Raw genomic sequence first — 18,815 nt, 5'->3', positions numbered from 1 at the left:
ACAGTCGGGTTCAGCGTGATTGCTGAAGCAGGCGCAATGCCCCCTGCGGAGTCTCGAAGAGCTGCAGCGCCGGAAGTTCCAGGCTCCGCAGTCGCTCCTCGTTAATGAAGACGCTGGCACCTCCCAGGAGTTTCATCAGCGTTACATCCCGCAGCGGGGCCAGTGCTTGGAGGTCGATACGCGGCCCCAGGTGCAGCACCAGGGCGCGTGGGGCAAGTCGGGCGATTGCGTGCAGCAGTTGTTTGCAGCCGACCGGTTGTTCGAGCACTTCCACGGCAAAGCCGCTGCTGCTGAGCAGCCAGGCGCAGAGCCACAGTCGAGCATCGAAGGGGGCGTCGAGGGTCGTGGCCAACAGCACGGGCGGCCCCTCGAGCGAATGGTTGTCGTGGTAGACCCGCGCGCCCAGCTTGCTGCGCAGCCAGGTGTGGAAGAAGGCCTGCTCGAGGCTGGCGTCGAAGTGCTTGCGCCAGCGTTGCTCCAGGCGCTCGAGCAGCGGCAGCAGCAATTGCTCGCACAGGGTCGAGGCGGGATAAAGCGCCATGGCCTGGTTGAGTTGCTGGTCCAGCGAGCGCTGTGCAAGGTCAGCAATGGCCTCGATCAGTTGCTGGCAGCGAGCTTGCCAGTCACCCTCCAGCCTTGGCGAAGCTTCGTTGCGGTTTTCGAGCAGATCACGCACCTGGCTCACCGAGGCGCCGCGCTCCAGCCACTGCAGGATGGCCTGCACTCGCTCGATATGCAGTGTGCTGTAAAGGCGATGGCCTTTGGGCGTGCGCTCGGGTACCAGCAGGCCGTAGCGCCGCTCCCAGGCCCGCAGGGTGACAGGGTTGACGCCGGTGCGTCGGGCCAGTTCACCGATCGGCAAGCTGTCTTCAGAGTGCATTGCGCAGGCCCAGGTTTTCCGGGTGCGGTTGCAGGTAGGCCTGCTGCATCAAGTAAGGGTCGGGGTGAATGCGCAGGTGGTGCTTGAGCAGGGTCAGCGGGACCACCAGCGGCACGCAACCCTGCTGGTACTGGTTGATCAGACGCTGCAGTTCGGCTTTGTCGCTGCTGTCCAGGGCATCGCGCAGATAGCCGCACAGGTGCTGCAGAACGTTGCTGTGGGTGCCGCGGCTGGCGCAGCGACGCAGAGCCTGCATCAGCTGGCTGAAGTAACGCGGGCCGATCTGCAGCGGGTCGTCGTCGCGGCTCATGCTGCCCAGCAGGCGCCCGAGTTCGCGATAGGCCTGCGGGTTGTGGGCCATCAGCAAGTATTTATAGCGTGAGTGGAAACGAATCAGAGCTCCGCGGCTCAAGCCTTGTGCCAGCAGGTGCTGCCAGTCGGCATAGGCGTAGACGCGGCTGATGAAGTTTTCACGCAGCACCGGGTCGTGCAGGCGGCCTTCCTCTTCCACCGGCAGGTCCGGGCGGCGCTCGCAGAACGCCTGGGCATAGGCGCCGCGCCCGCCCAGCACGGAGGGACGGCCATTGTCCTGATAGACCTTGACCCGCTCCAGCCCGCAGGAGGGCGACTTCTGCATGAACACATAGCCGCAAATGTCGTCGAGCGCCTCGGCCATCTGCTGGCCGTAGGCACGCAGGGGTGGTGCGAGATCGGTACCGGGATCGCGCGGGTTGATCACTTCCGGGGCCTGTGGATCGCCGACCAGGCGAATGGCGTCGCGAGGAATGCCCAGGCCGATGGCAACTTCCGGACACAGCGGCAGCCAGTCGAAATGCTCATCGAGGGACTGGCACAGGTCCGAGGCTTTGTGTCCGCCGTTGTAGCGCACGTCTTGCCCGGCCAGGCAGGCGCTGATGGCGATGCGGGGTTTGCCTGTCGAGTGGGGAAAGTTCATCGTGGCCTCCGTAGACCTGTACAAGGCAAAAATGTTGTACAGGTCTATTCCAGCACATCGAAAAACTTATGCAAGACAAATTTTTTGTACAACTTTACTCGAGGTGTTCGAGCAAGCGCCGCGCTGCCTCCTGGCCGCTGAGCCAGGCACCTTCCACGCGTCCCGACAGACACCAGTCGCCGCAGGCATACAGGCCCTGGTCGGCGTCGGCCAGGGTGCCCCATTCATGGTTACCGGCGGGGCGCGCATAGAGCCAGCGGTGGGCGAGGGCGAAGGTGGGGGCTGGCACCACGCAGCCGACCAGTTCGGCGAACTCGCCCCACAACTGCTCGATCACTTTCTCCCTGGGGAGGTCCAGGTGTTCGCTACTCCAGCTGGAGGTCGCATGCAGCACCCAAGTGTCCAGCTGCTCATCGCGGCCGGGTTTGCTGCGGTTGCGTGCCAGCCAGTCGAGTGGATTGTCCTGCACGAAGCAGCCTTGCATCGGGGTGTCGAGTGGTGTCTGGAAGCCCAGAGCGATGGCCCAGGTGGGTTCCATCTGCACCCCGGCGGCGACCGCGGCGAGCTTGGGCGTGGCCGCCAACAGGGGCGTGGCCTGCGGTGCTGGCACAGCGATCACCACCCGGCTGAACGGGCCATGGCTGCAGCCCTCGGTGTCCTGCAGATGCCAGTACTGCTTGCCGCGGAACACCTCGGCGATACGGCACCCGAAGTTGACCGTGACATCCTTGAGCAGGCCGCGGGTGATGGCGCTCATGCGTGGTACGCCGACCCAGCGGGTCTGTTCGTCGGGAGAGGGGGTCAGTTCACCGTCGCGGTAGTTGTAGAGTCGCGGCTTCCACTGCGCGACCCAGCCGGCCGCAACCCATTGCTGGACCTGCTCGACGAAACGTCGGTCGCGAGCGGTGAAGTACTGGGCGCCGAGGTCGAGCGCGCCGGCGTCGCTGCGCTTGCTGGCCATGCGCCCGCCACTGCCGTGGCCCTTGTCGAACAAGTGGACGTTCTGTCCGGCCTTCTGCAGGGCCTGGGCGGCGGACAGACCGGCGATACCGGCACCGATAATGGCAATAGGTACTGTCATGATGGCCTCTTCGAACCTTGCTTTAAGCAGACTACGCTGTCAGACAAACCTGTACAATACAGAGGTTTTGTATAAGGTTATTCCGCTCGATAGGACAGGTTGGCCTATGTTTATCCGAGAGCTATCGGTTTAAAAAGTGCCTTGATCTTAAAAATAGACCATGGCCGCAGCTTGTGAGGACACAGCCATGCATATATTGCTGACAGGCGGTACTGGGTTGATCGGCCGACACTTGTGCCAGCTCTGGCTCAGCCAGGGTCATCGCCTGACGGTGTGGAGCCGCGAGCCTGGCCAGGTGCCCAAACGTTGCGGCAGCGGCGTGCGCGGCATCGCTCGGCTGGAGGAGCTGGAGCCGGACGATCCGCTGGACGCGGTGGTCAACCTGGCCGGCGCGCCCATCGCCGATCGCCCCTGGACGGCGGCACGCCGGCAACTGTTGTGGGCCAGTCGTGTCACCCTCACCGAGCAGTTGCTGAGCTGGCTGGAGCGCCGCGAGCAGCGTCCCGGGGTGCTGATTTCGGGCTCGGCTGTGGGCTGGTATGGCGATGGTGGCGAGCGTGAGTTGACCGAGGCCTCGCAGCCGGTAAAAGAAGATTTCGCCAGCCAGCTGTGCATCGCCTGGGAAGAGACCGCACAACGTGCGCAAACCCTCGGCATGCGCGTGGTGCTGGTGCGTACCGGGTTGGTACTGGCCAGCGATGGAGGCTTTCTTTCACGCCTGCGCCTGCCATTCAAGCTGGGTCTTGGTGGGCCGATCGGCGACGGTCGGCAATGGATGCCGTGGGTCCATATAGCGGACCAGATCGGCCTGATTGATTTTCTCTTGCAGCACAACCAAGCCAGCGGTCCCTATAATGCCTGCGCGCCGGAGCCGGTGCGCAACCGCGAGTTCGCCAGGCGTCTGGGGCGGGCACTGCATCGCCCGGCGTTGCTGCCGCTGCCGGCGCTGGTGCTCAAGGCCGGCCTGGGCGAGTTGTCGACCCTGCTGCTGGGTGGCCAGCGTGCGCGCCCGGTGCGCCTGCTGGCCGAAGGTTTCACGTTCCGCTTCAACGATCTGCAATCGGCGTTGGACGACCTGTCCGACCGCCTCTGACATAGGACGCTGCATGACCGATCATGCCCTGCTGCTGGTCAACCTGGGTTCACCGGCATCCACCTCGGTCGCCGATGTGCGCCGCTACCTCAACCAGTTCCTCATGGACCCGTATGTGATCGACCTGCCTTGGCCGGTGCGGCGCTTGCTGGTGTCGCTGATCCTGATCAAGCGCCCGGAGCAGTCTGCTCACGCCTATGCGTCGATCTGGTGGGACGAGGGTTCGCCACTGGTGGTGCTGACCCGCCGCCTGCAGGCGGCCATCACCCCGCATTGGCCGCATGGTCCGGTGGAAATAGCCATGCGCTATGGTCAACCGGCGCTGCCAGAGGTGCTGGAGCGTCTTGCTGCGCAGGGTGTGCGCAAGGTCACTCTGGCGCCGTTGTACCCGCAGTTCGCCGACAGCACCGTGACCACGGTGGTGGAGTTGGCTCGCCAGACCGTCGCCGACCGCCAACTGCCGTTCGACATGCGGGTGCTGCAGCCTTTCTACGACGAGCCCGAGTACATCAATGCCCTGGTCACCAGCGCGCGCCCATACCTGGAGCAGGAATACGATCACATCCTGTTGAGCTTCCACGGCTTGCCCGAGCGCCATCTGAAGAAGCTTGACCCGACCGGCTCCCATTGTTTCCAGAGCGCGAACTGCTGCGAAAAGGCCTGTGCCCAGGTGCGCAAGGTCTGCTATCGCTCGCAGTGTCTGGCCAGCGCTGCTGCGTTCGCCAGGGCGGCAGGAATTCCCGATGGCAAGTGGTCAGCCTCGTTCCAGTCGCGGCTGGGGCGGGCCAAGTGGATCGAGCCCTACACCGAGACGCGGCTTGATGAACTGGCCAAGGCGGGGGTGAAGAAACTGCTGGTGATGTGCCCGGCCTTCGTTGCCGATTGCATCGAGACGCTGGAGGAGATCGGCGATCGTGGCAAGGAGCAGTTCATCGAAGCGGGGGGCGAGGAACTGGTGCTGGTGCCGTGCCTGAACGATCACCCGCAGTGGGCGCAGGTATTGGCAGGGATGTGCGAGAGGGCTTGATTGGGTGATGGCCTCTTCGCGGGTAAACCCGCGAAGAGGCCGATTCGTTTCAACGCCTGGTCAAGGCAACTGGTCATCCAGCTTCTTGTTCTTCCAACCGTCGTTGCCCGGCAGGATCAGGTTCAGGGCAATGGCGACCACGGCGCACAGGGCGATGCCCTTCAGGCCCCAGTCGTCCGGGCCGTCGCCGCTGCCGATCAGCACACCACCGATACCGAACACCAGGGTCACCGAAACGATCACCAGGTTGCGCGCCTCGGAGAGGTCGATCTTGTGGCGGATCATGGTGTTCATGCCCACTGCCGCGATCGAACCGAACAGCAGACAGAGGATGCCGCCCATCACCGGCACCGGAATGCTCTGCAGCAGCGCGCCGAACTTGCCGATGAACGCCAGGGTGATCGCGAACACCGCAGCCCAGGTCATGATCTTAGGGTTGTAGTTCTTGGTCAGCATCACCGCACCCGTCACTTCGGCGTAGGTGGTGTTGGGCGGGCCGCCGAACAGGCCGGCAGCCGTGGTGGCCAGGCCGTCACCGAACAGGGTGCGGTGCAGGCCTGGCTTTTTCAGGTAGTCGCGACCGGTCACGCTGCCGACCGCGATTACCCCGCCGATATGCTCGATCGCCGGCGCCAGGGCCACCGGAACGATGAACAGGATCGCCTGCCAGTTGAACTCTGGCGCCGTGAAGTTGGGCAGTTCCAGCCAGGGGGCAGCGGCGATTTTCGCGGTGTCGACCACGCCGAAGGCGAACGACAGGGCAAAGCCCACCAGCACGCCTGCAATGATCGGTACCAGGCGGAAGATGCCCTTGCCGAACACGGCGACGATCAAGGTGGTCAGCAACGCTGGCATGGAGATCAGCATGGCGGTCTTGTAGGGCATCAGCGCGGCGCCGTCGCCACCCTTGCCCATGGCCATGTTGGCGGCGATCGGCGCCATGGCCAGGCCGATGGAGATGATCACCGGGCCAATGACCACCGGAGGCAGCATGCGGTCGATGAACCCCGTGCCCTTGATCTTCACCATCAAGCCCATGAAGGTGTAGACAAAGCCTGCAGCCATCACGCCGCCCATGGTCGCGGCCAGGCCGAACTGGCCCTTGGCGAGGATGATCGGAGTGATGAAGGCAAAGCTCGATGCCAGGAACACAGGCACCTGACGGCCCGTGACCAGCTGGAACAGCAAGGTGCCGATACCGGCGGTGAACAGTGCCACGTTAGGGTCCAGGCCCGTGATCAGCGGCATGAGCACCAGCGCGCCGAATGCCACGAAGAGCATCTGCGCGCCCGAGACGACCTGGCGCCACAGCGGGTCGTTGAAGCCGTCCTGCATGGTCAGGCGTCCTTCTGCTTGGTGCCGAAGATCTTGTCGCCGGCATCGCCGAGGCCCGGAACGATGTAACCGTGCTCGTTCAGGCGCTGATCGATGGACGCGGTGTAGATCTGTACGTCCGGATGGGCTTTCTCGACCACCTCGATACCTTCGGGCGCCGCGACCAGGACCATGGCGCGGATTTCCCAGCAACCGGCCTTCTTCAGCAGGTCGATGGTGGCGACCATCGAGGCGCCAGTGGCGAGCATCGGGTCGATGATCAGTGCCAGGCGCTGGTTGATGTCCGGCGCGAGTTTTTCCAGGTAGGTGTGCGCCTCGAGGGTTTCCTCGTTGCGCGCCACGCCCACGGCGCTGACCTTGGCGCCCGGGACCAGGCTGAGCACGCCATCGAGCATACCGATGCCGGCCCGCAGGATCGGCACTACGGTGATCTTCTTGCCGGCGATCTTCTCGACCTGGACCTTGCCGCACCAGCCGTCGATCTCGTAGGTTTCCAGCGGCAGGTCCTGGGTGGCTTCGTAGGTCAGGAGCGCACCGACTTCCTGGGCGAGTTCGCGAAAGTTCTTGGTGCTGATATCGGCGCGGCGCATCAGGCCGAGCTTGTGGCGGATCAGCGGATGGCGGATCTCACGAATGGGCATAGGGGGAGGGCTCCGGGAGGCGGGCAAAAAAACCGCGCTAGGTTAATCTATTCAGTCCTTGCTGTCGTGCAGTCATTGAGCACGTTAGTCCATAAATGCTTGATCTGGGACGAGCGGATGCGTACCTTTGCCCGCTTTTCCAAAATGCACCTCCTGGAGAGCGCCATGTCCGCCGATCTCGAGCATATCCGCCAAGTGATGAACGAGGCCGATTGCCTGTACAACGAAGCCCAGGTCGAAGCGGCCATCGCCCAGGTCGGCGAGCAGATCTGCAAAGACCTGCACGACAAGAACCCGGTGGTCTTCTGCGTGATGAACGGCGGCCTGATCTTCGCCGGCAAACTGCTGACCCACCTGCAGTTCCCGCTGGAGGCCTCGTACCTGCACGCGACCCGCTACCGCAACCAGACCAGCGGCGGTGAGCTGTTCTGGAAGGCCAAGCCGGAAATCTCCTTCATCGACCGTGACGTGCTGATCGTCGATGACATCCTCGACGAAGGCCACACCCTCAGCGCCATCATCGACTTCTGCAAGCATGCCGGCGCGCGCTCGGTGTACACCGCGGTGCTGATCGACAAGGACCACGACCGCAAGGCCAGCCCGGACTTGAAGGCTGACTACGTGGGCCTGCCGTGCGTCGATCGCTATATCTTCGGTTACGGCATGGACTACAAGGGTTACTGGCGCAACGCCAATGGCATCTTCGCCGTAAAAGGAATGTGATCATGCGCAAGCCGGCTTTCATGGATCAGGCCTTGTTCGGGGTGTTGGCTGAAAAAGCCGCTGCCAGTCCGCGCGGTCGCCAGCACCACAACTTTCACGAGATGGAAGAGCCTTGCCACCGCATGGCAGTCGGTTTGCAGACCAGTACCTACATTCCGCCGCACCGTCATCTGAAGGATGACAAGGCCGAGGCGCTGGTGGTGCTCAAGGGGCGTCTGGGGCTGCTGATCTTCGATGAGCAGGGCGCGGTGTGCGACAAGCGCGTGCTCGAAGCCGGCGGCGATTGCCTGGGGGTCGACCTGGCGCCTGGCACCTATCACGGGTTGGTGGTGCTCGAAGATGACAGCATCCTGTTCGAATGCAAGTCCGGCCCCTACCGCCCGGTAGGCGAGGGCGAGCATGCCTACTGGGCACCGCGCGAGGGCGAGGACGGTGTGGCACAGTACCAGGCCTGGATGCGCGCGCAGTTCGATTGAGCGTACGCTGCCAGTAGCGATCGATTAGGCGTGCTAGAGTGCTCCCCTATGCCAAGGAGCCCTTCATGCGCGCGATCTTTCCCCTTCTGCTGGCGCTGAGCCTGCCGCTGTCGGCAGCGCCTTTGCACAGCCAGTTCCTCCCGCCTGATGACCTCTCGCTGCGCCAGGAAGAACCCGAGTCGCAACAACTGCTGCAGGTCACCGATTACTCGGTGGTGGTCGGTGCCCAGCGTCAGTCCAGCCAGCAGCCGATCCCCATCACCTCGTCCCTGACCTTGCGACTGAAGGGCAAGCCCATGAGCAAGGGGGCAACCATCGCGCAGGTGCTGGTCACCTTCGACGGCGAGGGCGGCAAGAGCCTCAAGCGGCCGACCTACGATGACAAGACCCGCACCCTGACGCTGAATTATCCACAGGCCGATTACCGGGTGATCATGGACCTGCTGCGCAACGAGACGCTGTACGTGCAGTTCCTCAGTTACGCCAACGGCCATGTCTGGGCCGACCTGCACACTGGAACCGTACGTACGCGTTGAGGCGCATGGGCAGCCAGCGGTACACTGCCCGCCTTTGAAATGCCCGTGATGGCCCAGTTGGAGTCGGCAATGCGTAAAGACAAGAAGCAGGTTATCGGTGACGAGATCAGCGACGACTACATCAAGACGTTCCTTCAGTTCGAGCCGGCCGATGGCCTGACCTCGCCGTCGCACCACAAGCTGATCAAGGCCTACCGTGGCCTGCGCATCGATGACTTCGAGCGTTTCGTCGGCTTCTTCGTTGAAGCTGGATACGATGTCGATGGCAAGGACGAGCACGGCAAGACCTTCGCCGAGGTGATCGCCGACCAGCGCAATGCGCCCGAGTACATCGAGATCATCGCTAACGCCCGCGGCTGATCCTCGAGCCGGTCCTGCCCTTTTTGCGGGTAGGGATTCCAGGCACAAAAAAACGCCCCACGGGGCGTTTTTTCGTTTCAGCCGTTTCAGGCGTAGTGCTTGGCCGGGCTGTTTTGTGCCAGGTCCAGGGCCACGTCGTTGTCGGCGCTGATCTTGTGGTACAGCGCGGCATCGGTGGCCAGGGTCTTCTCGCGAGCCGGGAAGATCTCCTTGAGCTTGGCAGCCCAGGCGCCTTTGGCCTGCTCGGGGAAGCAGCGCTCGATCAGCTCGAGCATGATCGAGACCGTCACCGACGCGCCCGGCGAGGCGCCAAGCAGCGCAGCCAGGCTGCCATCGGCGGCCGAGACCAGCTCGGTGCCGAACTGCAGGATGCCGCCTTTCTTCGGATCTTTCTTGATGATCTGCACGCGCTGACCGGCCACTTCCAGGCGCCAGTCCTCGGCTTTCGCTTCGGGGTAGAAGCGGCGAAGCGATTCCAGGCGCTGCTCCATCGACTGCATCACTTCGCTGACCAGGTACTTGGTCAGGTCCATGTTGTCGCGGGCCACCGCCAGCATCGGGCCGATGTTGCCCATGCGCACCGACAGCGGCAGGTCCATGAACGAGCCATGCTTGAGGAACTTGGTGGTGAAGCCGGCGTAAGGCCCGAACAGCAGGGATTTCTTGCCGTCGACCACGCGCGTGTCGAGGTGTGGCACCGACATTGGCGGGGCACCGACCGCGGCCTGGCTGTAGACCTTGGCCTGGTGCTGCTTGACGATCTCCGGATTGTCGCAGCGCAGCCACTGGCCACTGACCGGGAAACCGCCAAACCCCTTGCTTTCCGGGATGCCCGACGCTTGCAGCAGCGGCAGCGCCGCGCCACCAGCGCCCAGGAAGACGAAGCGGGCGTCGACTTCACGGCTGTTGCCGCTGTTGACGTCCTTGATGCTCACGGTCCAGCCGTCGCCTTTACGGCGCAGGCCGGTGACCTTCTTGCTGTACTTGACCTGGGCATTGGGGCTGTCGCCCAGCAGCTTGAGCAGCTTGTTGGTCAGGGCGCCGAAGTTGACGTCGGTACCCTTGAGCACGCGGGTGGCCGCGATGTGCTGGTCGGCCGGGCGGCCAGGCATCATCAGCGGCATCCACTCGTTCATCAGCGCCTTGTCTTCGGTGTATTCCATCTCGGAGAACGCGTGGTGCTGCTTGAGCAGCTCGAAGCGCTTCTTGAGGAATTGCACGCCCTTGTCACCTTCGACATAGCTCAGGTGCGGCACGGGATTGATGAAGTCGCGCGGCGAGCCGAAGCCGCCTTTCTTGCTCAGGTAGGCCCAGAACTGGCGGGACACCTCGAACTGGGTATTGATGTGCACGGCCTTCTTGATGTCGATGCTGCCATCGGCGGCCTGGGGCGTATAGTTCAGCTCGCACAGGCCGGCGTGGCCGGTCCCGGCGTTGTTCCAGGGGTTGGAGCTTTCCGCGGCCCCGGAGTCCATCGCCTCGACGACTTCCAGCTTGATCGCAGGGTCCAGCTCCTTGAGCAGTACGGCCAGGGTGGCACTCATGATGCCCGCGCCTACCAGTACCACATCAACCGATTCGTTCTGCGCCATTAACGCGTCTCCACAATCTACAGCACCTAATTGACAGCATAGGACCCCTGGGTTGGCCAGGATCGCCATGTCCGACTCTTCGCAGTTCTTGCAACTTCCGCGGACACCGCCAATCAGTCTTGGGTGTTCGATAATTGAACGCCATTTGCCACGGGTGCGGCAATTCGACTTATGGTCAAGTGTTCCGTCGTGCGTTATGGACCGGCCTCAGGCTCCCATCCAGGATGAGCGCTTTTGCCGTCTGTTCAGGGCTGTTCGAGACGTATCTGCCGCTTTTGCACATGCCAGACTGTTCATTTGCTCGCCACACTCTCGTGAAGTTGTGAAAAACCGTTTTTTCACGCTCTTTTGGAGTCGTGAACCTCAAAAGTGGACTGCGCGGTGGCAACCCGCAGGTTCATGCGCAGCAGACGGCCAGAGACAGCAGGCACGACAGCCAATGCAAGACCTGAGTGGAAGGCTCTCTGTGGGCGAAGCGGTGAAGGTGCCGGGGTCAAGCGGCGAGTGCGGGGCCCGATCAGGAGACGTCCTTATAATCGGGGGGAGATTATAACGAGGTCGCGGGCAGAAAGGTCGTTCTTCTTGGGTTTTTATTGCAGCGTTTGTCAGGCGGGGAGGATGCGTTGCTGCCAACGGCGGCTTGCAGGTACGCAAATCCGGGCACTGTTGGGCAGCGGATGGCCCAGCCAGCCCAGGTGCGCTTCGCTGACCTGGACCCAGCCACTGCCGCTCGGTGCCTGGTGGCACTGCTTTAAGGCCAGGCATTTTCCATCGGCATCCAGGCGGGCGTAGGTGTTGTGGCGCGGGCGTTGGAAGAGCAAGGTCCAGAGCGAGGCCATGGCGGCGAGTCCTGTTTGATCGGGCTGGGGCAAGGATAACGCCGGGGCCATGAAACCATTGTGACAGCAGCTGCGGGCCGATGACTGGCTTGCTTCAGGCTGGGTATACTGTGTGCCTTTGCCGCTTTTTCTGGAGAAATGCGCATGCTGCAACGTCTGTTGTTCGGTTTGATGGCGGTGGCCACCCTGAGCCTGGTCGGCTGTGCACACAGCCCGCAGCAACTCAGCCCGCAACCCAAGCTCACCGCTCAGCTCAATCCGGTAGGTCGTGGCCAGCCGGTGGTCGTGCGGGTGGTCGACGGCCGTGCTTCGCAGTCGCTGGGCACGCGGGGTGGCATGTACCCCGAGACCAGCACCATTACCGTCAACGGCAATGACGTGGTGCCCAAGCTGCAGGCCCAGGCCGAAGCGGCAGTACGCCTGCTCGGCTTCACCCCCACCTCGGGTGCCGGTAGCGCGCCACAGCTGACCGTGACCCTGGCCGAGCTGAAGTACCAGTCGCCCAAGGACAAGATGTACGTGACCGAGGCCACCATCGGTGCCACCTTCCGTGCCGACGTGTCCAACGCCAACCGTCGCTACAGCGGCCGCTATGGCGCCTCTCTCGACCAGCGCTTCGGCATGGCGCCGAACCAGGAAACCAACACCAAGCTGGTCAGTGACGTACTCAGCGATGCGCTGACCCGGCTGTTCAAGGACCCGACCATCGGTCAGGTGCTGGCTGAATAAGCACGCAGCGTGGATGAACAAAACCCGCTGCCTGGCGACAGGCAGCGGGTTTTTCTTTGGCTGGGCCAGGGCTGAGGCTCGCTCAAACCCTGGTTGGTGCGGCACCTGGGGTCATTTCTCTGTAGGAGCGGGCAGGTCAAGCCGCCTCGATTCCAAAGTCCAGCACACTCAGCCCGGTGTCTTGATCCACTTCAGGCAGGTCCTGGTGCGCGTGTCCGCCCAGGGCGCAATACACCAGCCAGCGCTGGTCGTGGACATTGATCGCGAATCCGTCGATCAGTGCCTGCTGCTCGTCGCTCTGCGAGACGAGGTAGAGACGGTCCTGGTTTTCGGCGTGCAGCATGACAAGCTCCGGTCTGGAAAGGCCGACAGGGTGGCCTGTCTGGATGACGAGCGTGTGACAGATGAAATTTAGTGACACTTGGTCGCAAAAAACGGGAGGTTGGGTGGAGCTTGGGTAGAATGCCGGGCTTTGCTTATCGTCGTTTCGAGGTTGCGCGATGTCCCTGCAAGTCCTCTGGGGGTTCCTGGCCGCCCATCCCGCCAAGCTGATCAATGTCCTGGCGCTGTTCATCACCTGCCCCGGCGGCCTGCTGCTGCACAGTGCGCGGCGTCGCCAGAGCGATGTGCGTGAAAGCCTGGCTGCCGAGGAAGGGCTGGTCGATGCGTTCGACCTGCGTGTACCGCGCTACTACTACATCCTGGGCTTCTCGTGCCTGGCGATGGCGCTGCTGTTGTCCTGGTTCAGCACCTGGATCTGAACAGCTTTTCTGCGGCACAAGGCCGCTCCTGCAGGGATGGCGCCGTTCATGAGCGCGGCGGTGTTCCTGCGCGAGCGGCTTCGTCTCAAACCACCTCGGCCTGGCGCTTGACCTGGTACTGATTGCGCACCGGGGTCGCATACTGCTGCACCAGGTATGGCCGGTGCTCCGCAGGGCAGGCCTCCAGGCGACGCTGCCACTCCTCCTTGGCCCGTGCCAGCTCCTCGGCCGCAAACACCTTCTCTGCGGCGGGTACTTCCAGCGCCGCGTCCTGCCCGTCCCACATCGCATAGGCCAGGTAGTGGACCGGGAACAGCCGGTAGCCGCCGAGAATCTGCCGGTCGATGGCCAGGGCCAGTTGCTTGGTGTCCTCGTGGTACTCGGTCACCGGCGGGGCGAAGTTGATGTGCACCCGGCCTTTGTAGCCGGTGATGCCCTGGGCGATGCTGTTGTCGTCTTCGCCAGGCACTTTCTTGTAGGTGCCAGTAGTGGCGCGGATATACAGCTCGCGCGCCTTGGCCTGGTCGCAGGGGTCGTATTCGTAGCTGATCGACACCGGGATCAGGTTCAGGCTCTGGATCACTGCGCCGAACGGCTCGTCCTTGCGGCTCATGTGGAACATCTTGAGGATCGCCGAATCGGTGCGATCGTCACCATCCTTGGCACGGCCTTCGGCCTGGGCAATCCAGATCGAGGCGCTGTCGTTGCGGATCGAATGGTTGATGTAGGCCGACAGCAGTTGGTAAGCCGCGAGCTTCTCGCGTCGACCACTGATCGAGCGGTGCACGATGAAGCTCTTGTTCAGACGCATCATGTCGCTGACGAACGGCTTTTGCAGCAGGTTGTCGCCGATGGCGATGCGTGGCGTCGGCAGGCCGGCGTGATAGACCGCATAGTTGACGAAGGCCGGGTCCATGACGATGTCGCGGTGATTGGCCAGGAACAGGTAGGCACTGCCCGACTTGAGCTGCTCGACGCCAGTGTAGGTGACCCCGTCGGTGGCTCGGTCGATGGTGCGGTCGACGTAGTATTCGACCTTGTCCTGCAGGGTCGAGACGCTGGTCACGCCAGCGAACTCCTTGCGCAGGCGCCGGGCGATCAGCGGCTTGAGCAGCCAGCCGAAGGCGCCCGCGATACGCGGGAAACGGAAGTGGGTGAGGATATCGAGGAATGCCGGGTCGCTGAGCAGGCGTGCCAGCACGGCAGGCACTTCAGCGTCGTCGTAAGGTCGGATGGCATCGAATTCGCCCATCATGCTCTCTTGTTGGAAACGGCTAGAGTAATAAAGTAGGGGCGGGGCCGAAAAAAACGGCTCGGACACACACGGACCCCGTAAACAGACCGGCAATTATACGCATAAGTCACTGCGCAGGCCCCCGATGCTCGAAATCGACTTTTATGACTGCCCTTATTGCGGTGAGCGTGTGGAAACCACGGTCGATATTTCCGGTGGCGACCAGCACTACACCGAGGACTGCCAGGTGTGCTGCCAGCCCATCGTGTTCATCCTGCAGGTGCATGGTGACGAATGGATGCTCGAAGTACGCCGCGAGGACGATGCCTGATGCGCCGCATCTACGAACCGGAGAGCCTGATGGAGGCGCAGATGCTGGTAGGCATGCTGGCCAGCGAAGGCGTCCAGGTGCACCTGATCGGCGGCGATCTGGTCGGCGCCATGGGCGATCTGCCGATGCAGGGCTTGCTGGCCCTGGCGGTTGCCGATGAACAGGCCGGGTACGCACGGCAGCTGATCGATGAGTACAATGCCGCCCAGCCCCTTGCCGGGGACGAGCCGGAGAGTATCCCCGGTACCCTGATCTGCTAGGTTTGCTGTCTTATGTGTGGACGTTACGCCCTCTTTCGCTGGTCCCAGGCTTTTGCCGCCCTGCCCGGATTTCCCGCCGACCAGCAGGCCCAATGGAACATCTCGCCTGGGGCGTCGGTGCTGATTCAACGCCGGCTCGACGGCCAGTTGCAACTGGCCAGGGCTCGCTGGGGCCTGACCCCGGCCTGGCTCACCGACCTGTCCCGCACCCCCGCCCATGCCCGCGCCGAGACCCTCGCCGAGCAGCCGATGTTTCGCGAAGCATTTCGCCAGCGCCGTTGCCTGATGCCGGCCAACGGCTTCTACGAGTGGCGCGGAACGGCGCGCAAGCGCCCGTACTGGGTGACGCCGGGGGAGGGCGCATCGCTGTTCTATGCCGCGGTGTGGGAGGCGTATCCGGTGCAGGAGCAGGTCTGGCTCAGTTGTGCGGTGGTCACTCAGGCGGCGATGAACCAGCGTCGGCCATTGATTCTCGATGAGGCCGGGCAGGCCGCCTGGCTGGATCCCGACACACCGCTGGCGCGCCTGCACGAGCTGCTGGCCAGCCCTCCAGCGGCGTTGCGCGAGCGGGCGCTGGCGCATCTGGTCAATGATCCGAAGCTCGATGGGCCGGAGTGCCTGACTCCGGCTTGAGATTTATGGCGAGCATTTCGCGGGCAAGCCCACTCCTCACAGAGATGGGCTTGCCCGCGAAAAGAGCGACTCGGTATTTGAATCAAACCCTGAACTGATTGATCAACCGCCGCTGCTGCTCGGCCAGCTTGGTCAGCTCGGCACTGGCCTGGCTCGATTCGTCAGCCCCGCCGGCCACTTCGCCGGCCACCTGGCCGATGTTGATGACGTTGCGGTTGATGTCCTCGGCCACCGCGCTCTGCTGTTCGGCGGCGCTGGCGATCTGGGTGTTCATGTCGTTGATCACCGACACGGCCTCGGTGATGCTCTCCAGCGCTTCGGCGGCACGGCTGGCCTGCTGCACGCTGTCGTCGGTCTTGCCCTGGCTGTCTTCCATCACCTTGACCACATCGCGGGTGCCCTGCTGCAACTGCTGGATCATCTGCTGGATTTCCTGGGTGGCCTGCTGGGTCTTCTGCGCCAGGTTGCGCACCTCGTCGGCGACCACGGCGAAGCCGCGGCCTTGCTCTCCGGCGCGGGCCGCCTCGATGGCAGCGTTGAGCGCCAGCAGGTTGGTCTGTTCGGCGATGGCGCGGATGGTCACCAGGATGGCATTGATGTTCTCGCTGTCGCGGGCCAGGGTCTGCACCACGGTCACTGCACGGCCGATCTCGCTGGCCAGGATGCTGATCGACTGCGAGGTATCGCGCACGATCTGCATGCCCTGGTTGGCAGCCTGGTCGGCATTGCTGGCGGCGTGCGCGGCGTGGGTGGCATTGCGTGCCACGTCCTGGGCGGTGGCGGTCATCTCCTGCACGGCGGTGGCTACCTGGTCGATCTCGGCCATCTGCTTGTGCACGCCCTGGTTGGTGCGGATGGCGATGTCGGCGGTGTGCTCCGAGGAGTCGCTGACTTTCTGCACCGAGGTCACCACCTGGCTGATCATCGCCTGCAGCTTGGCCAGGAAGGTGTTGAAGCCTTTGGCGATGGCGCCCAGCTCGTCGGCGCGATCACTCTGCAAGCGGCGGGTGAGGTCGCCTTCGCCCTGGGCGATGTCGTCGAGCATCGCCACCATCTGTTTCAGCGGACGGGCAATGCCATGGGCCAGCAGCCAGATCACCAGCAGGCCGAGGGCGGCGATGCCCAGGCCGACCAGGGTCATGCCGGCGATGTCTGTACGGCGCTGCTCGCCGAGGTCTTTCTGTAGCTGGTTGACGTCGGCCATGACCGTGCTCAGCGGCATTTCCAGCAGCAGGACCCAGCGCGCGTCGGTGCTGGCGACCTTGAACGGCAGGAACAGCTCGATACGGTCCTTGGCTGTGTCGACTTTATAGTGCAGGTCTTCGCCGCTGATACTCGCCAGGGTTGCGGCTTCGGCCGGGTCCAGCACGTCGCTGGCCTTCTCGCCGAACTTGGAGGCGTCCTTGGTATAGGCGACCAGACGACCGTTGCTCGACACCAGTGCCAGTTCGCCGGCGCCGTTGTACAGCTGGCGGTCGGCAGCGTTGAGCAGGTCCTGGATGAAGTTCACCGACAGGTCGGCCCCGGCGATGCCCTGGAACTGACCGTTGACCATGATCGGCTCGACGAACGAAGCGAGCATCACCATCTTGTCGCCAACCTTGTAGGGCGCTGGGTCGATCACGCAGGCCTTCTTGGTTTCCTTCGGGCAAAGGTAATACTCACTGGCGCGCACCCCGGTCGACAGCACGGTGTGGTCGTTCACGTCCACCAGGCGGTCCTGGCCGAGACTGCCGTCCGCGTTGCGGAACCACCAGGGCAGGTAGCGTTCGCCATTGATGTCGGCGTGATCCAGTGCGTTCGGTTCCCAGCCCAGATACGCGCCGAGCACCGTCGGGTTGACCTCCACGGTGCGCTTGAGCAGGTTGTTCAGGTAGGCGCGGTCGATTTGCATCAGCGGTTTGCCGTCGGCGTCCTGCATGCCGAGCATGGCGTTGACCGTGGCCAGGCTGCGGCTGATCAGCAGCGGCGCTTCCAGGCCGCGCTGGATCTCGCTCACCTGGGTGCGGGCCAGGGCCGACAGGCGCTGTTCGATCACGCTTTCGAACTGCTGCTGGGTGCGCTGCTGTACCAGGTCCTGGGTGCGGGCCCCGGAGTATACGGCGTACAGCACCAGCGCCGCGACAATGCTCAATACAATGGCACCGGCCAGGGCCGCCACGGAAAACTGGATCGACTTGAACTTCATTACCGGAAAGCTCCACGCAAGGAGGTCGTTTTCTTTTGTTATCGGCGTGGTCGAGGGAAAGCATGAGGGGAGGATGAGAGAAATCTTCCCTGCGGCTCTGGCAGGGTCAGGCGAGTGGGCCTAGGATACGCGGCATGTAAAAAGGGAGTGTTTTCATGCGTAAGTCTTTCGTGATCAGCCTGTTGAGCGCCAGCGTTCTGCTGGGTGGTTGCCAGGCGGTCAATACCACCAGCGGCGGAGCGGTTGGCGTCGAGCGCAAGCAGTACATGTTCAGCATGCTGTCGACCGATGAGGTCAACCAGATGTATGCGCAGTCGTACCAGCAGACGCTCGGTGAAGCGTCGAGCAAGGGCGTGCTGGACAAGAGCAGTGCCGATGCCAAGCGTGTGCAGGTCATTGCCGACCGCCTGATTGCCCAGGCCCCGCAATTCCGACCGGATGCCGCGCAATGGAAGTGGGAGGTCAACGTGATCAAGAGCGATGAGCTCAACGCCAACTGCGGCCCGGGCGGCAAGATCATCGTCTACACCGGGCTGATCGATCAGCTCAAGCTCACCGACGCTGAGCTGGCTGCGGTCATGGGCCATGAAATCGCCCACGCCCTGCGTGAGCATGGTCGCGAGGCGATGTCCAAGGCCTACGGTATCGAGATGGCGCGCCAGGGCGCCGGTGCGATCTTCGGCCTTGGCCAGGACAGCATGGCGCTGGCCGACACCGTGGTGAACTACTCCATGACCCTGCCCAACAGCCGGGCCAACGAGAACGAGGCCGACCTGATCGGCCTGGAACTGTCGGCACGGGCCGGTTACGACCCGAATGCGGCGATCACCCTGTGGAACAAGATGAGCAAGGCGTCCGAGGGCGCACCGCCTGAGTTCATGAGCACCCACCCGGCTTCGGCCAGCCGCATTGCGTCGCTGCAGGCCGCGATTCCGAAGGTGATGCCGCTGTACCAGGCGGCGAAGAAGTAAAGCGCTCTGCGCTGTGGGGTAGTTGTCTGGTTCAACTATCCCGCGGCTGGAGCAATTCCTGTGGGAGCGGGCTGGTCCCGCGATCACCGGCAAAGCCGGTGCCAGGTGCTGCGGTGTCTGGCACCGGCTTCGCCGATGATCGCGGGACGAGCCCGCTCCCACAGTCAGGA

22 protein-coding genes and 1 pseudogene are annotated in these 18,815 nt (G+C 63.4%); 12 read left to right on the top strand and 11 right to left on the bottom strand.

The annotated features are described in order from the left end of the window. Positions 1–10: 10 nt before the first annotated feature. From APH44_RS22430 to APH44_RS22420, 3 genes are all read right to left on the bottom strand, one after another. Complete coding sequence (locus tag APH44_RS22430; protein ID WP_054894603.1) at positions 11–880, bottom strand: MerR family transcriptional regulator; 870 nt, start codon at positions 878–880, stop codon at positions 11–13. Next, entirely contained in the window at positions 870–1,835 is a 966-nt protein-coding gene (locus APH44_RS22425; protein ID WP_054894602.1) for a DUF523 and DUF1722 domain-containing protein, read from the bottom strand. The genes APH44_RS22430 and APH44_RS22425 overlap by 11 nt, the downstream gene beginning before the upstream one ends. A 94-nt stretch (positions 1,836–1,929) precedes the next feature. Then, positions 1,930–2,916, bottom strand: a complete 987-nt coding sequence (locus APH44_RS22420; RefSeq protein WP_054894601.1) for an NAD(P)/FAD-dependent oxidoreductase — start codon at positions 2,914–2,916, stop codon at positions 1,930–1,932. 187 nt (positions 2,917–3,103) lie between these two features. Between APH44_RS22420 and APH44_RS22415 the strand changes: the two genes are divergently transcribed. After that, a complete protein-coding gene (locus tag APH44_RS22415) occupies positions 3,104–4,009 on the top strand; it encodes a TIGR01777 family oxidoreductase (protein WP_054894600.1) in 906 nt (301 codons plus the stop codon). 13 nt (positions 4,010–4,022) lie between these two features. Next, positions 4,023–5,036 carry a ferrochelatase gene (hemH, locus tag APH44_RS22410; RefSeq protein WP_054894599.1) on the top strand — a complete coding sequence of 338 codons (1,014 nt, stop codon included), beginning with the start codon at positions 4,023–4,025 and terminating at the stop codon, positions 5,034–5,036. Positions 5,037–5,096: 60 nt separating this feature from the next. Here the strand turns inward: hemH and APH44_RS22405 are convergent, their stop codons facing one another. Continuing rightward, positions 5,097–6,371, bottom strand: a complete 1,275-nt coding sequence (locus APH44_RS22405) for a uracil-xanthine permease family protein (protein ID WP_054894598.1) — start codon at positions 6,369–6,371, stop codon at positions 5,097–5,099. Between the two features lie 2 nt (positions 6,372–6,373). Then, positions 6,374–7,012 (bottom strand): uracil phosphoribosyltransferase, encoded by a 639-nt coding sequence (gene upp / locus APH44_RS22400; protein ID WP_054894597.1) that lies wholly within the window; start codon positions 7,010–7,012, stop codon positions 6,374–6,376. A 165-nt stretch (positions 7,013–7,177) separates the two neighbouring features. Between upp and APH44_RS22395 the strand changes: the two genes are divergently transcribed. The 4 genes from APH44_RS22395 to APH44_RS22380 all read left to right on the top strand — a co-directional run bounded on the left by APH44_RS22395 (position 7,178) and on the right by APH44_RS22380 (position 9,107). Continuing rightward, the gene (locus APH44_RS22395) at positions 7,178–7,735 is read left to right on the top strand and encodes a hypoxanthine-guanine phosphoribosyltransferase (protein ID WP_054894596.1); all 558 of its coding nucleotides are present in this window, start codon (positions 7,178–7,180) and stop codon (positions 7,733–7,735) included. Positions 7,736–7,737: 2 nt separating this feature from the next. Further along, complete coding sequence (locus tag APH44_RS22390) at positions 7,738–8,211, top strand: WbuC family cupin fold metalloprotein (RefSeq protein ID WP_054894595.1); 474 nt, start codon at positions 7,738–7,740, stop codon at positions 8,209–8,211. A 65-nt stretch (positions 8,212–8,276) separates the two neighbouring features. Then, positions 8,277–8,747 carry a hypothetical protein gene (locus tag APH44_RS22385; RefSeq protein ID WP_054894594.1) on the top strand — a complete coding sequence of 157 codons (471 nt, stop codon included), beginning with the start codon at positions 8,277–8,279 and terminating at the stop codon, positions 8,745–8,747. A 69-nt stretch (positions 8,748–8,816) separates the two neighbouring features. Continuing rightward, complete coding sequence (locus tag APH44_RS22380; protein ID WP_054894593.1) at positions 8,817–9,107, top strand: PA4642 family protein; 291 nt, start codon at positions 8,817–8,819, stop codon at positions 9,105–9,107. A gap of 86 nt (positions 9,108–9,193) precedes the next feature. Here APH44_RS22380 and mqo read toward each other — a convergent pair whose 3' ends face one another. After that, positions 9,194–10,699: a malate dehydrogenase (quinone) gene (gene mqo / locus APH44_RS22375; RefSeq protein WP_054894592.1), complete on the bottom strand. Its 1,506-nt coding sequence runs from the start codon at positions 10,697–10,699 to the stop codon at positions 9,194–9,196. A 605-nt stretch (positions 10,700–11,304) separates the two neighbouring features. Then, positions 11,305–11,538, bottom strand: a complete 234-nt coding sequence (locus APH44_RS22370; RefSeq protein ID WP_054894591.1) for a hypothetical protein — start codon at positions 11,536–11,538, stop codon at positions 11,305–11,307. A 144-nt stretch (positions 11,539–11,682) separates the two neighbouring features. Here APH44_RS22370 and APH44_RS22365 point away from each other — a divergent pair, with 144 nt between their 5' ends. After that, entirely contained in the window at positions 11,683–12,267 is a 585-nt protein-coding gene (locus APH44_RS22365; RefSeq protein WP_054894590.1) for a YajG family lipoprotein, read from the top strand. A gap of 136 nt (positions 12,268–12,403) precedes the next feature. Here the strand turns inward: APH44_RS22365 and APH44_RS22360 are convergent, their stop codons facing one another. After that, on the bottom strand, positions 12,404–12,610 hold the full coding sequence (locus APH44_RS22360) for a hypothetical protein (RefSeq protein WP_054894589.1): 207 nt from the start codon (positions 12,608–12,610) through the stop codon (positions 12,404–12,406). A gap of 157 nt (positions 12,611–12,767) precedes the next feature. On the opposite strand from APH44_RS22360, the gene APH44_RS22355 reads away from it, so the two are divergent. Further along, positions 12,768–13,028, top strand: a complete 261-nt coding sequence (locus APH44_RS22355; protein WP_054894588.1) for a hypothetical protein — start codon at positions 12,768–12,770, stop codon at positions 13,026–13,028. Between the two features lie 85 nt (positions 13,029–13,113). On the opposite strand, the gene APH44_RS22350 is transcribed toward APH44_RS22355, so the two are convergent. Further along, positions 13,114–14,280, bottom strand: a complete 1,167-nt coding sequence (locus APH44_RS22350) for a 1-acyl-sn-glycerol-3-phosphate acyltransferase (RefSeq protein WP_054894587.1) — start codon at positions 14,278–14,280, stop codon at positions 13,114–13,116. 127 nt (positions 14,281–14,407) lie between these two features. On the opposite strand from APH44_RS22350, the gene APH44_RS22345 reads away from it, so the two are divergent. The 3 genes from APH44_RS22345 to APH44_RS22335 are packed head-to-tail and all read left to right on the top strand — an operon-like array spanning position 14,408 to position 15,486. Beyond that, the gene (locus APH44_RS22345) at positions 14,408–14,593 is read left to right on the top strand and encodes a CPXCG motif-containing cysteine-rich protein (RefSeq protein ID WP_054894586.1); all 186 of its coding nucleotides are present in this window, start codon (positions 14,408–14,410) and stop codon (positions 14,591–14,593) included. Then, positions 14,593–14,853, top strand: coding sequence for a putative signal transducing protein (locus APH44_RS22340; RefSeq protein ID WP_054894585.1), 261 nt, complete (start codon positions 14,593–14,595; stop codon positions 14,851–14,853). The genes APH44_RS22345 and APH44_RS22340 overlap by 1 nt, the downstream gene beginning before the upstream one ends. 12 nt (positions 14,854–14,865) lie before the next feature. Then, positions 14,866–15,486: an SOS response-associated peptidase gene (locus tag APH44_RS22335; protein ID WP_054894584.1), complete on the top strand. Its 621-nt coding sequence runs from the start codon at positions 14,866–14,868 to the stop codon at positions 15,484–15,486. Positions 15,487–15,568: 82 nt separating this feature from the next. Here the strand turns inward: APH44_RS22335 and APH44_RS30760 are convergent, their stop codons facing one another. Both APH44_RS30760 and APH44_RS30755 read right to left on the bottom strand, forming a co-directional pair. Continuing rightward, the gene (locus tag APH44_RS30760) at positions 15,569–16,312 is read right to left on the bottom strand and encodes a methyl-accepting chemotaxis protein (protein WP_371264436.1); all 744 of its coding nucleotides are present in this window, start codon (positions 16,310–16,312) and stop codon (positions 15,569–15,571) included. A gap of 111 nt (positions 16,313–16,423) precedes the next feature. Further along, positions 16,424–16,627: pseudogene (locus APH44_RS30755) on the bottom strand (HAMP domain-containing protein); the annotation flags it as partial. A gap of 1,202 nt (positions 16,628–17,829) precedes the next feature. Between APH44_RS30755 and APH44_RS22325 the strand changes: the two are divergent. Then, the gene (locus tag APH44_RS22325) at positions 17,830–18,645 is read left to right on the top strand and encodes a M48 family metallopeptidase (protein ID WP_054894582.1); all 816 of its coding nucleotides are present in this window, start codon (positions 17,830–17,832) and stop codon (positions 18,643–18,645) included. Positions 18,646–18,815 lie beyond the last annotated feature (170 nt).

Origin of the sequence: Pseudomonas sp. NBRC 111143 (assembly GCF_001320965.1) — a bacterium.
Classification (GTDB): domain Bacteria; phylum Pseudomonadota; class Gammaproteobacteria; order Pseudomonadales; family Pseudomonadaceae; genus Aquipseudomonas; species Aquipseudomonas machongensis.
This window is presented reverse-complemented; position numbering and strand designations above follow the sequence as displayed.